This is a genomic window from Alkalihalobacillus pseudalcaliphilus (assembly GCF_028610675.1).
Classification (GTDB): Bacteria; Bacillota; Bacilli; order Bacillales; family Bacillaceae_D; genus Alkalihalobacillus; species Alkalihalobacillus pseudalcaliphilus.
The window spans coordinates 226,074-240,311 of the sequence record NZ_JAQQWS010000001.1 but is presented as its reverse complement, the minus strand read 5'-3'; the positions used below and the strand labels follow the sequence as shown (position 1 = coordinate 240,311).

Annotated in this window: 11 protein-coding genes; 5 read left to right on the top strand and 6 right to left on the bottom strand. The window is 37.0% G+C overall.

From position 1 onward, the window contains the following. On the bottom strand, positions 1 to 837 hold the full coding sequence (locus PQ479_RS01195; RefSeq protein WP_047989394.1) for a S1C family serine protease: 837 nt from the start codon (positions 835 to 837) through the stop codon (positions 1 to 3). 151 nt (positions 838 to 988) lie between these two features. On the opposite strand from PQ479_RS01195, the gene PQ479_RS01190 reads away from it, so the two are divergent. Continuing rightward, positions 989 to 1,342 (top strand): YojF family protein, encoded by a 354-nt coding sequence (locus tag PQ479_RS01190; protein WP_047989395.1) that lies wholly within the window; start codon positions 989 to 991, stop codon positions 1,340 to 1,342. Positions 1,343 to 1,358: 16 nt separating this feature from the next. Further along, on the top strand, positions 1,359 to 2,027 hold the full coding sequence (gene bshB2 / locus PQ479_RS01185) for a bacillithiol biosynthesis deacetylase BshB2 (protein ID WP_047989396.1): 669 nt from the start codon (positions 1,359 to 1,361) through the stop codon (positions 2,025 to 2,027). A 504-nt stretch (positions 2,028 to 2,531) separates the two neighbouring features. On the opposite strand, the gene PQ479_RS01180 is transcribed toward bshB2, so the two are convergent. After that, positions 2,532 to 4,328, bottom strand: a complete 1,797-nt coding sequence (locus tag PQ479_RS01180; RefSeq protein WP_047989397.1) for a methyl-accepting chemotaxis protein — start codon at positions 4,326 to 4,328, stop codon at positions 2,532 to 2,534. A 331-nt stretch (positions 4,329 to 4,659) separates the two neighbouring features. Here PQ479_RS01180 and PQ479_RS01175 point away from each other — a divergent pair, with 331 nt between their 5' ends. Beyond that, positions 4,660 to 5,577 (top strand): 5'-3' exonuclease, encoded by a 918-nt coding sequence (locus PQ479_RS01175; protein ID WP_273716712.1) that lies wholly within the window; start codon positions 4,660 to 4,662, stop codon positions 5,575 to 5,577. 94 nt (positions 5,578 to 5,671) lie between these two features. Then, on the top strand, positions 5,672 to 6,181 hold the full coding sequence (locus PQ479_RS01170) for a hypothetical protein (protein ID WP_047989399.1): 510 nt from the start codon (positions 5,672 to 5,674) through the stop codon (positions 6,179 to 6,181). 408 nt (positions 6,182 to 6,589) lie between these two features. Here the strand turns inward: PQ479_RS01170 and PQ479_RS01165 are convergent, their stop codons facing one another. From PQ479_RS01165 to PQ479_RS01150, 4 genes are all read right to left on the bottom strand, one after another. Continuing rightward, positions 6,590 to 7,240 (bottom strand): hypothetical protein, encoded by a 651-nt coding sequence (locus PQ479_RS01165; protein ID WP_047989400.1) that lies wholly within the window; start codon positions 7,238 to 7,240, stop codon positions 6,590 to 6,592. Between the two features lie 810 nt (positions 7,241 to 8,050). Further along, positions 8,051 to 8,905 carry a DegV family protein gene (locus PQ479_RS01160; RefSeq protein ID WP_047989401.1) on the bottom strand — a complete coding sequence of 285 codons (855 nt, stop codon included), beginning with the start codon at positions 8,903 to 8,905 and terminating at the stop codon, positions 8,051 to 8,053. A gap of 198 nt (positions 8,906 to 9,103) precedes the next feature. Next, positions 9,104 to 11,227 carry a DNA helicase RecQ gene (gene recQ / locus PQ479_RS01155; protein WP_273716711.1) on the bottom strand — a complete coding sequence of 708 codons (2,124 nt, stop codon included), beginning with the start codon at positions 11,225 to 11,227 and terminating at the stop codon, positions 9,104 to 9,106. A 72-nt stretch (positions 11,228 to 11,299) separates the two neighbouring features. Next, positions 11,300 to 12,451 carry a PQQ-dependent sugar dehydrogenase gene (locus tag PQ479_RS01150; protein ID WP_273716710.1) on the bottom strand — a complete coding sequence of 384 codons (1,152 nt, stop codon included), beginning with the start codon at positions 12,449 to 12,451 and terminating at the stop codon, positions 11,300 to 11,302. A 162-nt stretch (positions 12,452 to 12,613) separates the two neighbouring features. On the opposite strand from PQ479_RS01150, the gene PQ479_RS01145 reads away from it, so the two are divergent. Then, a complete protein-coding gene (locus PQ479_RS01145) occupies positions 12,614 to 14,203 on the top strand; it encodes an ABC-F family ATP-binding cassette domain-containing protein (protein ID WP_047989402.1) in 1,590 nt (529 codons plus the stop codon). The last annotated feature ends 35 nt before the right edge of the window (positions 14,204 to 14,238 follow it).

Below are 14,238 nucleotides of genomic sequence, written 5' to 3'. Positions count from 1 at the left end.
TCACTCCCATTCAGTCGATTCATCAATGAATTGTCTAATATGGCACATATCATTGACAATAAACTCCATCGGTACAGCTAATCCTACAGATTGATCCCCTTGAGAATGGGTTGGATTTGTCCTAGCATAAACAACACCTATCACTTCCCCTTGTTCATTTAAAACGGGACTACCACTATGTCCAGGGTAAATCGAATTAGAAATTCTTAAAACATTAAAGCGCTCACCCTTTTCCAACACTTCTCCTTGGTTCGCTATTTGCATTTGTAAAAGTGGGTTACCAATCACATAGATCGAATCCTCTACTTGAAGCTCTTCTGTACTAAGAGATAAAGAAGGCAAGTCAGATGCTTCTATTTTTAATAAAGCAATATCTAAATTGACATCACTTTCAATGACCTCTGCTACATAAGCTGAACCATCTTGAAAATGAACGGAAATCGGATCGCGCTGATTCACGACATGTTCATTCGTGATGATATAACCATCTTCATCAATAATAAACCCTGTCCCTCTTCCAGGTCCATTCTGAATCAGGACAACTGCCTCTTTACTGTGGACAACAATTTCGTCTTCAGATAATGCTTCTGATGCCTGTCTTAATTGAATCGAATCTAAATTAAACCAATTGAACCATACAGCAAAAACTTGAAAAAGTAATCCTAAAGATAAGATCACGGCAATGCTACCAAAAAGAAAGCGCTTTTTCTTATGCCTTTTTTGCTTGATTTCCTCTGTTTCTTCGTCTTCCAAAAAAGCTTCAAGAGGGGGCTCGTCGAAATGGCCCTCTTTTTCCTCTAACTCTTTTTGCTCCTCTTCTTTTCGATGATCTGACATACGAACGCCACCTTCAATCTATTTGCTTATGATTATTTTACCATTTCCTTCTTCTAACAACTAACAATCTACTCGAAAGCCGAAATCATTGCTCATTCAAAGTAACAACGCTACAATATAAGTATCGATTGTAGAAGGAGGAGGGCTCTTTATGGAACCAATCGTCGATAAATCAATAGTACAAAATTTAATTGACCGACATGCTAATCAACCCATATACCTACACTTAGAAACAACAAACGGGGCATATGCCTCACATAATGATGAAAGTTTTTTCTCAGCTAGCGCCTATATTAGGAATGCTTCCATTACATATGAGCACGGTAAAATTGTTGGGGAAGGTCCTTATCGTATTGGTCTAAAACTCGGGCAAATAGGTTGGGTATATGCAGAAGGAGTTACTCATTTTGAACAAGATGAACATGAGCGAATTCTTTTGGCCGGTCATGGTTTTGATGGAAAATTAGGTGTGGCACTTCAATTAAGTCCTACACCATTTGAATAAGAAAGAGGTGTATAATATGGAACAAGAAAAACAAGTTCTCGTTATTTTTCCTCATCCAGATGATGAAGCATTTGGTGTATCTGGAACCATCTCTGCGTTTCGCTCAAAACAAATTCCAGTTACCTATGCTTGCTTAACTTTAGGAGAGATGGGGAGAAACTTAGGTAACCCGCCATTTGCCACAAGAGAATCATTACCAAAAATCCGCAAAAAAGAACTCGAGCAAGCTGCGAAAGCCATGGATATCGAGGATCTACGTATGTTAGGTTTACGCGATAAAACAATCGAATTTGAAGATGATGAAAAAATGATTCAACTTGTTACCTCATTAATTGATGAGTTGCAACCATCACTTGTCATTACTTTTTATCCTGGTTATTCCGTTCACCCTGATCACGAAGCGACAGCAAAAGCAGTCATTGAAGCTATCCAAAGAAAACCTAAACAGGAAAGACCAACAGTCTACTGTGTTGCTTTCTCTAATGGTCATGAAGAAGAAATCGGAACTGCCGATGTTATCCATGATGTATCTGCATTTGCTGAGCAAAAAATGCAAGCTATGCGAGCACATATTTCACAAACCGCCTGGATGTTAAAAGAATTAGAACCTCAAGTTACCAATCAAGATCAAGCCGCTTTAGAATGGCTTCACTATGAGCGTTTTTGGACATATTCCTTTGATTAACGAACATTCCGTTCGTTCTCATCAGATGAGTCAACTCGAACTTGCGACTGTATTTAGCTAGTTTGAGTTGACTCTTTTTTAAAAGCTTTTTCAAAATCATTCTTATATTTCATACTTTTTCTTCCTCTTTATTGGGTTGACTTCATTCTTACTAAACGTATGGGCATCACATTCAAAACAATATAGTTGCTTGTCAATGATGACCCCATTCAAAAAGCCATCCATGCAGAAGATACTCTTCTCGCACTTACAACAAACTCCTACCGATTCTTCCACCTACAATCCCCCCTCCTAATGAGAAATAAATCTTTTAAATCTCTATGACCTACCAATAAAATTCCAACAGACTCGATAGTCAATTGGATACAAGATACAAAATAGCCAGTGATCTTCATATTGTATCACTGGCTTTTTCTCTTAAAGAGGAATTTGACCCACCCTTTTTGATGGATAAAACAAATGTAGCATTCCCCTGATTAAAAGAACATATTTAACATGGAGCTTTTATGATAAAACTTTAAATTTCGACATCTGTTGATTCAATTGCTCAATCGCTAATTTTAGCTTTGACGTATTCTCAGCCACATTTTCCGTAGAGAGATTCTGTTGATTAACAGAGCGAGATGCTACTTCAATACTAGCTGTTGTTTGTTCGGTGGCTGCTGCCAGTTGATTAACAGCTTCCTGTATTCCTGAACTTTCAATGGCCATAGACGATATTTGTTCCGTAATCAGTTTGATTTCATCACCCATCACATGGATAAAACGTTCGATATGTTCCATATTCCCACCCGTTTGGTTCATATTCTCACTTCCCGCTTGGGCTTCTTTATTCACTTCTTGTAATAAAGTATTTACTTTCGCAGTATCTTTTTGGACATTGGTTGTAATCGTCGTAATCTGTTCAATAGAATTTGCCACTTCATTAGCGAGCTTTCTGATTTCATTCGCCACCACAGCAAAGCCTTTACCAACATCACCAGCTCTAGCTGCTTCTATGGAAGCGTTTAATGCTAACAGGTTAGTTTGATCAGCGATCCCCGAAATTACATCAACAATTTGATGAATATCACGAGAGCTTTTTGCTAATAATTCGATATCTCGAGATACTACTTCAATGGATTCAGATATATAATTAATCTTCTTCACCGAGCTTTGCATTTGTTGATTGCCGCTATTAGCAAGCTGAACCATCTCTACAGAAGTACTTCGAATCTTTTGACCGGAGTGATCAATCGTTTTGATTTGTTCTGTAAATGAAGTTGCTGATTGAGAAATATCAAGCGTTGTTGAACTTTGTTCTTCCGAAACTGCTAATAGCTGATTCAGTGTGTCAGTGATTTGTTTGCTTTCTTCATTTAATGTACCTGCAGATTGATCTAAACTTTGACCTTGTACATGAACATTATTTGAAACATCTCTTAATCCTGCAACAACACCTATTAAACTGTGTTGCATTTTGTTAAGTGACGCTCCAATTAAGGCAAATTCATCTTTTCCTCGAATCCTTAAAGGTTCAACCGTTAGATCACCTTCTGCTATTTTCTGACTAAAAGTTAAGGTACGTTTTAACGCTCGTTTAACCATTCTATTGACATTTAGTATGAGTGCAACCCCTACAAAAAGTGATATAAGAAAGGCAACCACGATAATAACAATTGTACTTTCGATTCGGTCTTGTGCATTTTGGGCATCCGCAATTCGCTGACTATCGACGATTTCCTTTAATTCGGATAATGATTGAACGGTTTGTTCGCGGAGTCGCTCAATTCTTGTGTACGTATAACTCTGAAAAGCATCGTTTTCAACCATACGATCATCTAAAACATCTTGATTAAAAATAAGAGTGATCTGCTCTTGATTGCCTTCTGCATAAAATAACTTCGACCTCATAGAAGCATCATCTAAAAAAGGCTCGACTTGATTAACTAATTCTGATAAATGAGCAGAACTTTCTTCAAATCGTTCGACAGTTGCATCATCACTTCTGTTAATATAACTTAACGTCAGCATAATTAACTCCTGGTACACATCACTCATCTCTGAGATAATGGCTGATCTTTCAGCACTTCGATTAAATTGATTCATTTCATCATGTATATAATTGACATTCAGAATAATAAGTACACACGTAATACAAAATAGTGAAATCGTTGTCATAAAAGCAAAGCCGTATTTAGCACCTAATTTAAATCTACGCCAAAAAAATAAGGAGCCGATAAAACGGTTTACTTTTCCTTTCGATTTATTCTCTTTATTCCTTTGATTAGTTTGAGCCTTGCCTTTTCTACCCTTGTTCATCTTACCCCTCCCCATAACTATCAGAAAATTCCCTCTCTCTTTTCATATTAAACGATTCGAGACTATTAGACTATTCTTTTTTTACTATTTTTCTATTTTATTTGAAAGGAACTTACATAAAGGTAATCACTAAAGTTTGTTTACTAGTAGTTATTAGAAATTACATATGAAAACCTCGGTGTAAGAAGTTAACATGTTATAATATAAAGGATGCTTATACGTAAGGAAACTAGTTGCTAGATGAAATTTTGCTAACTTCCGGATAACTTCACTTACGCAGTGCTCCACTTAGAAGGTGAACACTAATTTTTTTCAAAGGAGAGTAATGAATTTGACCATTCACACCGATCAATTGTTAATCGTAGATGGCTTCAACTTATTAAGTAGGGGGTATTTTGCGACCTCTTACGGCAAAGAGCCTGAACAATTAACCAAAAACGAACAAGGCCAATATATTAATGGCGTACGTGTCTTTTTTCAAAAACTGTGCCAGCTTACACGTGAAAATCCTTATTCACATCTCATAATTGCTTGGGATGTCAAAAGAGAAGATTCGATTAGAAGACAATATGCACCCGATTACAAAGGTACGAGAGGCGAACTACCAGAGCCACTTATTGAACAGTACCAAACTTGTTGTCAACTACTTGAGGATATTGGTATTCAACAGCTCACGATTCCACCTTATGAGGCAGACGATATTATTGGTGCGATAACAAAGAAATGGAATGCTGAGAAAGCTAGCTTGAGTGCTATTTATAGCAATGATCGTGATCTATTACAATTGATTTCTGAAACGACGACACAAATCATTGCGATGAAAGGTAAAGATACAGCGATCCAATTAATAGACTTCCAAAATCAATATGGTATTACTCCGACACAGTGGATTGATGTAAAAGCATTATTAGGTGATAAAAGTGATAATATTCCTGGATGTGCTGGTGTAGGTGAAAAATCTGCTCTACCTCTCATCCAACAATACGGAACGGTAGAAGTGCTTTATGAGAAACTAGCCAATCAAGAAATAGACCTTAGTTTTAAACGTTATTTAAAAAAACTAGAAGCTGGCTATGAATCTGTTTTATTAAGTAAAAAATTAGCCACGATTATTTGCGAAATCGAAGAAATTAATACTTATTTACTCGACGAAGCAAAATTACCTAATGATAAAGAAAAAATTGAAGATATCTTTCACACTCATGGTTTAAAAATTCAATATAATCCTCGTGTGTACGTGGCAAATTAAATGGGTGGGCACCGAATACTTCTATACCTTGAATTTTCTTGGTTACCCCTGTATAATATTGAACTTGTGTGAGATTATACTGCGAGGTGATTCGGTGCTATTAAAAGAACCATTGTCAGTAGACAAGTCGGAACGATTAAAGCAAAAGGTAGAGAATTTAGAATTTCAAATGTTTCGTTTACAGGATAATTTAAAAGTAATCGCTAAAAAATGGACTATTTTAGGTTTTGAACAATTGGATAACGAAGAATGGGTGATTGTATCTCTTTTCGATGACGGTCATGTATGTAAAATTATGCTGAATACAAATGACAAAGCTTATCGAGGAAACTGGGATTTTTCAATTCAAGCTCAATATGAAAATGATTTTACGATTCATATTGGAGATATTAAAGGGGAAGCAAACCGAGGCTTTGGAAGTGTTTGTATGACCTATTTAAAAGATTATGCTTCTGACCAAAATATCCAACTAATTAAAGGGGATATTGCAAGTCGCGATTGGTCACATTTAGATAGACTCACCCATTTTTATAAGAAACATGAATTTCATATTGAGTTAGATTTTGAAGATAAGTCTGGTTCAATATTATGTTATCCAAATTAAAAAAGTGTCATTGAGGTGAAATGGCTTCAATGGCACTTTTTATATGAAAGTTACATGTGTGAAGGGTGGCTGGTTGTGCGGTGCGCTGAATCTTTTTAGGACAGCTCTTGCGAGCTCTTTCCTAAAAAGTGGCGGGGCTACGGCATAGTGTGAGAATCCTCAAAACCGTTTATGAATGAAAAGCCATCAAACAAAGAAACTAAACCAAATTAAACAAGATGACACCAGTTAAAGAGCAAAACCAAATTTTCATGTTTGGCGGTGGTGAATTGAACTTGGCTTCGTCGTGTGTGTTTTGTTTTTCGGAACCAAGAGCAATCTTTTTCTAAACAAGCAGCCACCCACAAAAAACATTGTTGGTGGCTGGTTTATATTACTCAGAATGGTTGTTTTTTTAATATTGGTTTTTTAATCAAATGAGATTGAATCGATCATGGCGAAGAAATCGTCTTTCTTCTCTTCCATGTCTTCCCCTACCGGTAATATAATGGTGAAGGTAACTGTTTGGTCATCAAACGTTTTTCCAATATGATATCGGTATGCTTCTTCTTGCCCGGATTGAAAGTGCTCTTCATATGCATAGTCAATTCCATCAATTTCAACGGGATATTCAATTATTTCACCTTCAGCATGTTCTAGTAAATTCTCTTCAGCCACTTCACTTGTAGTTTCTCGTCCCGGGGTAAAGATTCGTAAAAGATTGGAACCGTCATCTTCTAAAAATACTTGATCAGTACGTGGCTCTTCAGCTGTAAATTCATATCCATCAACGACAAAAATCGTATAACCTAATTCACTTTCAAACTCACTACCTGGTTTAGTCTGCTCATCGGAACCATTATCTGTCACTGAATCTTCCTGATCCTCGGTTCCCTCTTCCGTTCCGTTGCCCTCTTCGTTCACCGGTTCTTCCGTTTCATTTGGCTCTTCCATTTCGTCAGGGTCCTGTTCCTCAATTGGAGGTGTTATCATTTCTTGATCGTCATCGGTCGTTCCACTTGTATTGCATGCCACTAAGGCTAACACTAAAATTATGATACCCATCAACTTTAACCACATGTAAATCTTCCTTTCTATTATTATTTTGACTCATGCTCTTATCTTTCCATACCTTTCCAGCACTGACCTGAAACCTGATTTTACCATTTGTGGTTTTGTTTGTTTCTCTATATATGACGTTGTAAATGTAGAATTGGTTGCAAAACTAACATGCCTATTTAGATATATAATGGATAGGTTCCGTATGAAAGTTACCTTAAAGGCGTTGTGTTCTTCTTCGAAAATCGCTCCGGGAATGGGGGCACACTTTCCGAAGGCGGGCGCTGAGCTAACTTGCTAACGCTGGTTCTCTTCCAGCCCTCTCCTCCTACAGGAGCTTCCCCCATTCCCTCCGCTAGGGTTCGTGCTTATCGTTGATTAGAACACTACTCACACAAAAAATTATATAAAAAGAACAAGAATCAATACCAAATTGAGAATATAGTTCCCATTAGGAAACCTAACTTCAAAGTGAATGAAAAGCCACCAGTTAAAAAGTAACTTGATTGAACATGTGTGAAAGCACAAGCTAAAACAGTCGAATAAATTACTGTGGTTAATGGCGGTAAATTCGGTATTTTTTCACTTACGTCGCTTTGACTGTTCTTTTTCTAACTTCATTGCCACGTATTTTCTTTTTCACCACATTGGTACCTCTTTTTCGACTTCATTGCTGCTTATCCTTGTTTTGTTCCACATCAACGGTCAGATTTCTGGCTCCTTTGCCTATGTCGAGCTTTTCTTCAATACTCTTCGCTATAATAAAAAAACCATCAATCAAAGGAGCCGATACGGCTTCGTTGATTGATGGTGAGGTGTTTACTTTTTTATTTATTTCGCATAGTACATAAGAGCAATTGCTCCTGGTCCTGTGTGCGTGCTAATAATAGGTGACGTTTCTGTAATCAAAACATTTGTTGAAAATGACGAGATTTTCTCTATGGAGTCTTTTAATTTATTTGCTAATGCTTCTGCTTCAATTTGAGCAATTGCAACTGCCTTGAGTTCTTTTCCTTTTGCTACGGTTTCTTCCTCAAGCTTTTTTGTCAGAAGTTTAATCATTTGTAAATGAGTTCTAACTTTTTCAACGGGTGTATATACCCCATCAGATAAAGAGGCAATCGGTTTAATCTTAAGTAATGAGCCCAATAGTGCTTTACCTCGACCGATACGTCCGCCTTTTGCTAAATATTCTAACGTGTCTACCATGATATACAGCGATGTATTGTTTCTGATTTCTTCTAGATGCGATAAAATCTCTTCCACTGATTTACCGTCCTGAGCCCATTTAGCCGCCTCAGTAACTTGAAAACCTAAAGCATGTGAAATAAAGGATGAATTGATCACCGTTACATTAGCATCTACCATTGTAGCTGCTAGCTTTGCGGTTTGATATGTTCCACTCATTCCTTCTGTTAAGTGAATGGAGATGATTGGATCATTGTTATTCTCTTTCGCTAAGCGTGTATATACTTCTTGAAATACACCGATAGCTGGTTGAGAACTTTTTGGTAATTCTTTTGAGGTCTTTAACTTTTCTAAAAACTCTGCTTTAGTAATATCAACGCCATCAAGATAAGTTTGTCCTTCAATTGTGATTGACAATGGAACAACTTCAATTTGATATTGTTCAATCCACTCCTGTGGCAGGTCACAAGTAGAATCAGTTACAATACGAATTGTCATGCAAATATCTCCCTTAACTCTCCATTTAAAAATGGTTCTTTTTTCATTCTAATTATTTTTTCCTATTTTTTCTAATTTAATTACGTGTAAAAAATCCTTATTTTTTTCATCATAACATAGTTAGATCCATGATTGATAGGGCTTTTTTTCTATCTGATACCATTTAAATGAATAAATTGTTAACGCTTTACTCTTTTTCTACTTTCCTAAAACAAAACGGATATCCTGATAACTAATTTGCTCATCAAGCTGTTCCTTAATCGGCTTCAGTCTTTCATCTCCGATTTCATCGACAACACGCTCGATTTCACCCACTTTCCAATCATCGACATACTCGACTAAAGAGTCTATCTCCCCATGACGTAGAGCTTTGATTAAATGGGTTTGAATGGTTTGCTCTCTTAAATTCTGAGCCTTTGCAATCTCAGAAATGTTTTTTCCTTCCTTAAAAGCATTTACTGTATCCTGATACGTATACTTCCTTGAAGAGCCAGCTTGGTGTGTTACCTTCACACCTTGCTCAAAAGGGTGTTTCTTCGCTCGATCCTTGTATGGTTGTAATACTTCTAAAAATTGTTCACCGTATCGCTCTAATTTTAATGAACCTACCCCATGTATTTGAGCCATCTCATCAAAGTTCATTGGAATAGCGTGGCTCATATGTTTTAATGTTTTATCAGAGAATACAAGATAAGGAGCAATTCCTTCTTCATCTGCAATTGATTTCCTTCGTGTTCTTAACTGTTCAAACACTTCATCGTCCGTATTAAACGTTTCTTGAACTTTTACTTGCTGTTGCAATACTTGCTTCTCACCTTTTAAAACTAATAAAGCTTCATTTGTTAATTGTAAGGTTGGAAATCCCGAATTCGTAGGCGTGAGATATTGCTCTGCACTTAAAAAGTCAATAAATGCAGACACATCTTTCGCTGTTAAATGCTTCATAATTCCATAGGTAGGTAATCGGTCAAGTCCTAGCTGCTTCAGCTTTTGATTAGATGAGCCAACGAGAACTTGGGCAATAACTGTTTTCCCGAAACGTTCACGCACACGTTTAACGCATGAAAATACCTTCTGAGCATCCACTGTGCGGTCGATGACATCATATTCATTTAAACAATGACTACAACGATTACATGGCTCGCTCGCATGTTCACCAAAATATTCCAATATATAGTTTTGTAAGCATTTTTGTGTATGACAATACGAAATCATTTTTTGGAGGTTTTCATATTCTTGGCGCTTACGAACTTCAGAAGCCTCAGATTGTTCAATTAGGAACTGTTGCGTGCGGATATCTTGAGCGGAAAACAAAAGTAAACACTCACTTTTCTCTCCATCTCTTCCTGCCCTACCTGCTTCTTGATAATAGGCCTCAATGGTCCGAGGAATTTGGTAGTGGATGATAAAACGGACATTAGACTTATCTACCCCCATCCCAAAAGCATTGGTCGCTATCATGAGCGGCTTATGATCATAAATAAAAGCTTCCTGCTGTGCACTACGTTCGCCTTCGCTTAACCCACCATGATAATAGGCAACAGCATGGCCTTGTTTATGTAAGTATTCATATAAACCTTCGACTTCTTTACGAGTGGTTGCATATATAATACCTGATTGATTTTTCTGCTGTAGTAGATATTGTTGAATAAACGACCGTCTATCTACACCTTTCAATACACCTAAGGAAAGATTTTCGCGCTTATATCCAGTTGAAATAATGTTTTCAGTAGGGATGAATAAATGCTCGGATAAATCAGCAGCAACTTGGTCAGTTGCCGTAGCGGTAAGGGCTAAAATCGTGGGTTTTTGGTCAATCATATCGAGCCAGGCCGGAATCTCTCGATAACTTGGCCTAAAATCATGACCCCATTCAGAAAGACAGTGGGCTTCATCGATCGCAACGATTGAAAGTGTTTGCGATTGTATGACACGCATAAAATCAGGATGCCTTAATCGCTCAGGGGCTACATAAACAAGTTTAAATTCACCTTTCTCTAACTTATTTAATCTATCCATCTCTTCTTTTCTTGATAACGTACTATTTAAATATGTTCCTTGGATACCAGTCTGTGTTAACGAATCAACTTGGTCTTTCATTAAGGAAATTAATGGTGAAATAACAACGGTTATCCCATCAGCCAGCAAAGCAGGTATTTGATAACAAACTGATTTTCCACTTCCTGTTGGCATAATCGTCAAAACATCTTGGCGATTCAGTACAAGCTCAATAACTTTAGCTTGTCCACCACGGAAAGTATCATAACCGTAGTATTGGTTTAAGGCTTTTAAAGCATCTTCCATCGTTTTCTTATTAACCATAACACCACCCTTTCTACATTTAATAATAAAAGTAGACCTATTACTGAGAATAAGTCTACTTTACCATAGATATCATTGAGCTTCATTAGTCAAATGCTGAAGAGGAATTTTAATTAATTGGTCATCATTGTCACTTGGATTACCTCTACCATCCGTATTATTGGTAAGAAAGATTAAAGAATCTTCTAGCACATAAACATCTCGAACCCTACCATAATCAGTTACGACTTGTTGCAAATCTTCGGTCTCGATATCATAGTAATAAACACCCTCACCTCTTAGGCCAGCAAAAAACAAGTCATTTTGATAACTGGCAATACCAGAAGGGGCCCACGTATCATCCCCTGAGTGAATAACAGGTAATTGCATACCATCCTCCTCTTCATCACCCTTAATCAGCGGCCAACCATAGTTTGCACCTGCTTCAATGGCATTAATTTCATCATGTGCCGTTGGACCGTGCTCGGAACTATACATGTCGCCATCCTCCGTCCAAGTTATACCTTGGGGGTTACGATGACCATAGCTATAAACATATGAATCGTTAAATGGATTGTCCTCAGGTATTGACCCGTCGAGTTCTAGTCTCAATATTTTCCCTGCTAGGCTATCAAGGTCTTGAGCAATAATCGCCCCATCGGTCTCACCACTTTGACCGTATAAAGAATCAGCATCCCCTGTTGTTACATAGAGGTGATCATCGGGACCTATTTTTATTCTTCCGCCATTATGAATCATGAGACCAGGTATTTCATCCAAGAGTGTCTCCTCTTCTACCCAAACCTGCTCATCATCTTGATAGGTACTTACAACAACCTTATTAAAAATATCATCACCTACTGCATATGTATAATACATATATGCTTGCTGATTATCTTCAAATTGAGGATCTAAAGCTAGCCCTAATAACCCTGCTTCACCTTCCGTATATAACTCATCTTCGAGCTGGACATCATATCTTTGTTCTTCGCCATCATCAATAACCGTGACGCTCCCATCTCTTTCCGTTATATAAAAAACACCATTATTTTCAGCAATGGCCCATGGCGCTTGTAAATTTCCACCAAGAATTTCTAATTCATCGCTACTATTTTGCACATCCTCGCTAGTCTCATCATTCATATTATTATCTTCTGTTGCTTGATCACCTTCATCATTGGAACCACACCCAACTAGCATAAAACAAAGCATCATCATGAGTACAAAATTTCTAGTTTTCCACATTCATTATCACACCTTTTCTTAATAATCATAAACATTATGTACCCTAGTAGAATGAATTTATAACAGATTTGAGGAAATTTCTTTGAATAATAGCCTTAATAACGTATAATCAATGATAGAATACGATTGATTAAGTTCATATATTGGAGGACATATACATTCATGATTACTGTAACAAATGTCGGTCTACAATACGGTGACCGAAAATTATTTGAAGAAGTGAATATTAAATTTACACCTGGTAACTGTTATGGTTTAATTGGTGCAAATGGGGCTGGAAAGTCTACATTTTTAAAGATTTTATCTGGAGAAATTGAACCTCAACAAGGTGATGTTTCGCTCAAGCCTGGTCAACGATTAGCTGTTTTAAAACAAAATCATTTTGAATATGAAGAGTTTGAAGTATTAAATACGGTTATCATGGGCCATGTTCGCCTTTATCAAGTTATGCAGGAAAAAGACGCTATTTATATGAAAGAAGATTTTTCTGATGAGGATGGTATTAAAGCGGCAGAGCTTGAAGGCGAATTTGCTGAACTAAATGGTTGGGAAGCAGAATCGGAAGCTGCTATTCTTCTTAAAGGACTCGGTATTTCAGAGGAATTACACATGAAGAAAATGAGTGAATTAACAGGTGCTGAGAAAGTCAAAGTTTTACTTGCTCAAACTTTATTCGGTGAACCAGATGTTCTTTTACTAGATGAGCCAACAAACCACTTAGACTTACAGGCAATTCAATGGCTTGAAGAGTTTTTAATTAACTTTGAAAACACAGTCATTGTTGTTTCTCATGACCGTCACTTCTTGAACAAGGTTTGTACTCATATTGCCGACTTAGACTTCGGTAAGATTCAAATTTATGTAGGTAACTATGACTTTTGGTATGAATCAAGCCAATTAGCATCTAGAATGGCCGCAGATGCGAATAAAAAGAAAGAGGAAAAAATTAAAGAACTCCAAAACTTTATCGCACGATTTAGTGCCAATGCCTCTAAGTCAAAGCAAGCAACATCACGTAAGAAATTGCTTGATAAAATCGAATTAGATGATATTAAACCATCATCAAGAAAATATCCATATGTTCACTTTACACCAGAACGCGAAATTGGTAATGACTTATTACGGGTGGAGAATCTTTCAAAAACGATTGATGGTGTCAAAGTATTAAATAATGTTAGTTTTGTCATGAACAAAGATGATAAAATTGCCTTAATTGGGGACAATGAAATGGCCAAATCTACTTTATTTAAGATTTTAGCTGGAGAGTTAGAGCCAGATGAAGGAACTTACAAGTGGGGGATTACAACGTCTCAAGCTTACTTTCCTAAAGACAACACACCTTATTTTGAAGGCTGCGATCTAAATCTTGTTGATTGGTTACGTCAGTATTCACCACAAGATGATAGTGATACATTTTTACGTGGATTTTTAGGACGTATGTTATTCTCTGGTGAAGAAGTGAAAAAGAAAGCTTCTGTTTTATCTGGTGGAGAAAAAGTTCGCTGTATGTTATCAAAAATGATGCTTAGCGGTGCTAACGTACTTTTACTCGATGAACCAACGAACCATTTAGACCTTGAATCCATTACAGCAGTGAATAATGGCCTAATTAACTTCAAAGGCTCTTTAATCTTCAGTTCACATGACCATCAGTTTAACGAAACGGTCGCGAATCGAATTATTGAATTAACCAAGGAAGGTCTTAACGATCAACAACAGACGTACAACGAGTATTTAAATAGCCAATCGTAAAACTAATAAAGAAATGAGCAAAATGGCTACACTGA

Coding starts and splice junctions, on each gene's coding strand:
- PQ479_RS01195 (WP_047989394.1), bottom strand. CDS start 837: ATGTCAGATCATCGAAAAGAAGAGGAGCAAAAAGAGTTAGAGGAAAAA.
- PQ479_RS01190 (WP_047989395.1), top strand. CDS start 989: ATGGAACCAATCGTCGATAAATCAATAGTACAAAATTTAATTGACCGA.
- bshB2 (WP_047989396.1), top strand. CDS start 1,359: ATGGAACAAGAAAAACAAGTTCTCGTTATTTTTCCTCATCCAGATGAT.
- PQ479_RS01180 (WP_047989397.1), bottom strand. CDS start 4,328: ATGAACAAGGGTAGAAAAGGCAAGGCTCAAACTAATCAAAGGAATAAA.
- PQ479_RS01165 (WP_047989400.1), bottom strand. CDS start 7,240: ATGTGGTTAAAGTTGATGGGTATCATAATTTTAGTGTTAGCCTTAGTG.
- PQ479_RS01160 (WP_047989401.1), bottom strand. CDS start 8,905: ATGACAATTCGTATTGTAACTGATTCTACTTGTGACCTGCCACAGGAG.
- recQ (WP_273716711.1), bottom strand. CDS start 11,227: ATGGTTAATAAGAAAACGATGGAAGATGCTTTAAAAGCCTTAAACCAA.
- PQ479_RS01150 (WP_273716710.1), bottom strand. CDS start 12,451: ATGTGGAAAACTAGAAATTTTGTACTCATGATGATGCTTTGTTTTATG.
- PQ479_RS01145 (WP_047989402.1), top strand. CDS start 12,614: ATGATTACTGTAACAAATGTCGGTCTACAATACGGTGACCGAAAATTA.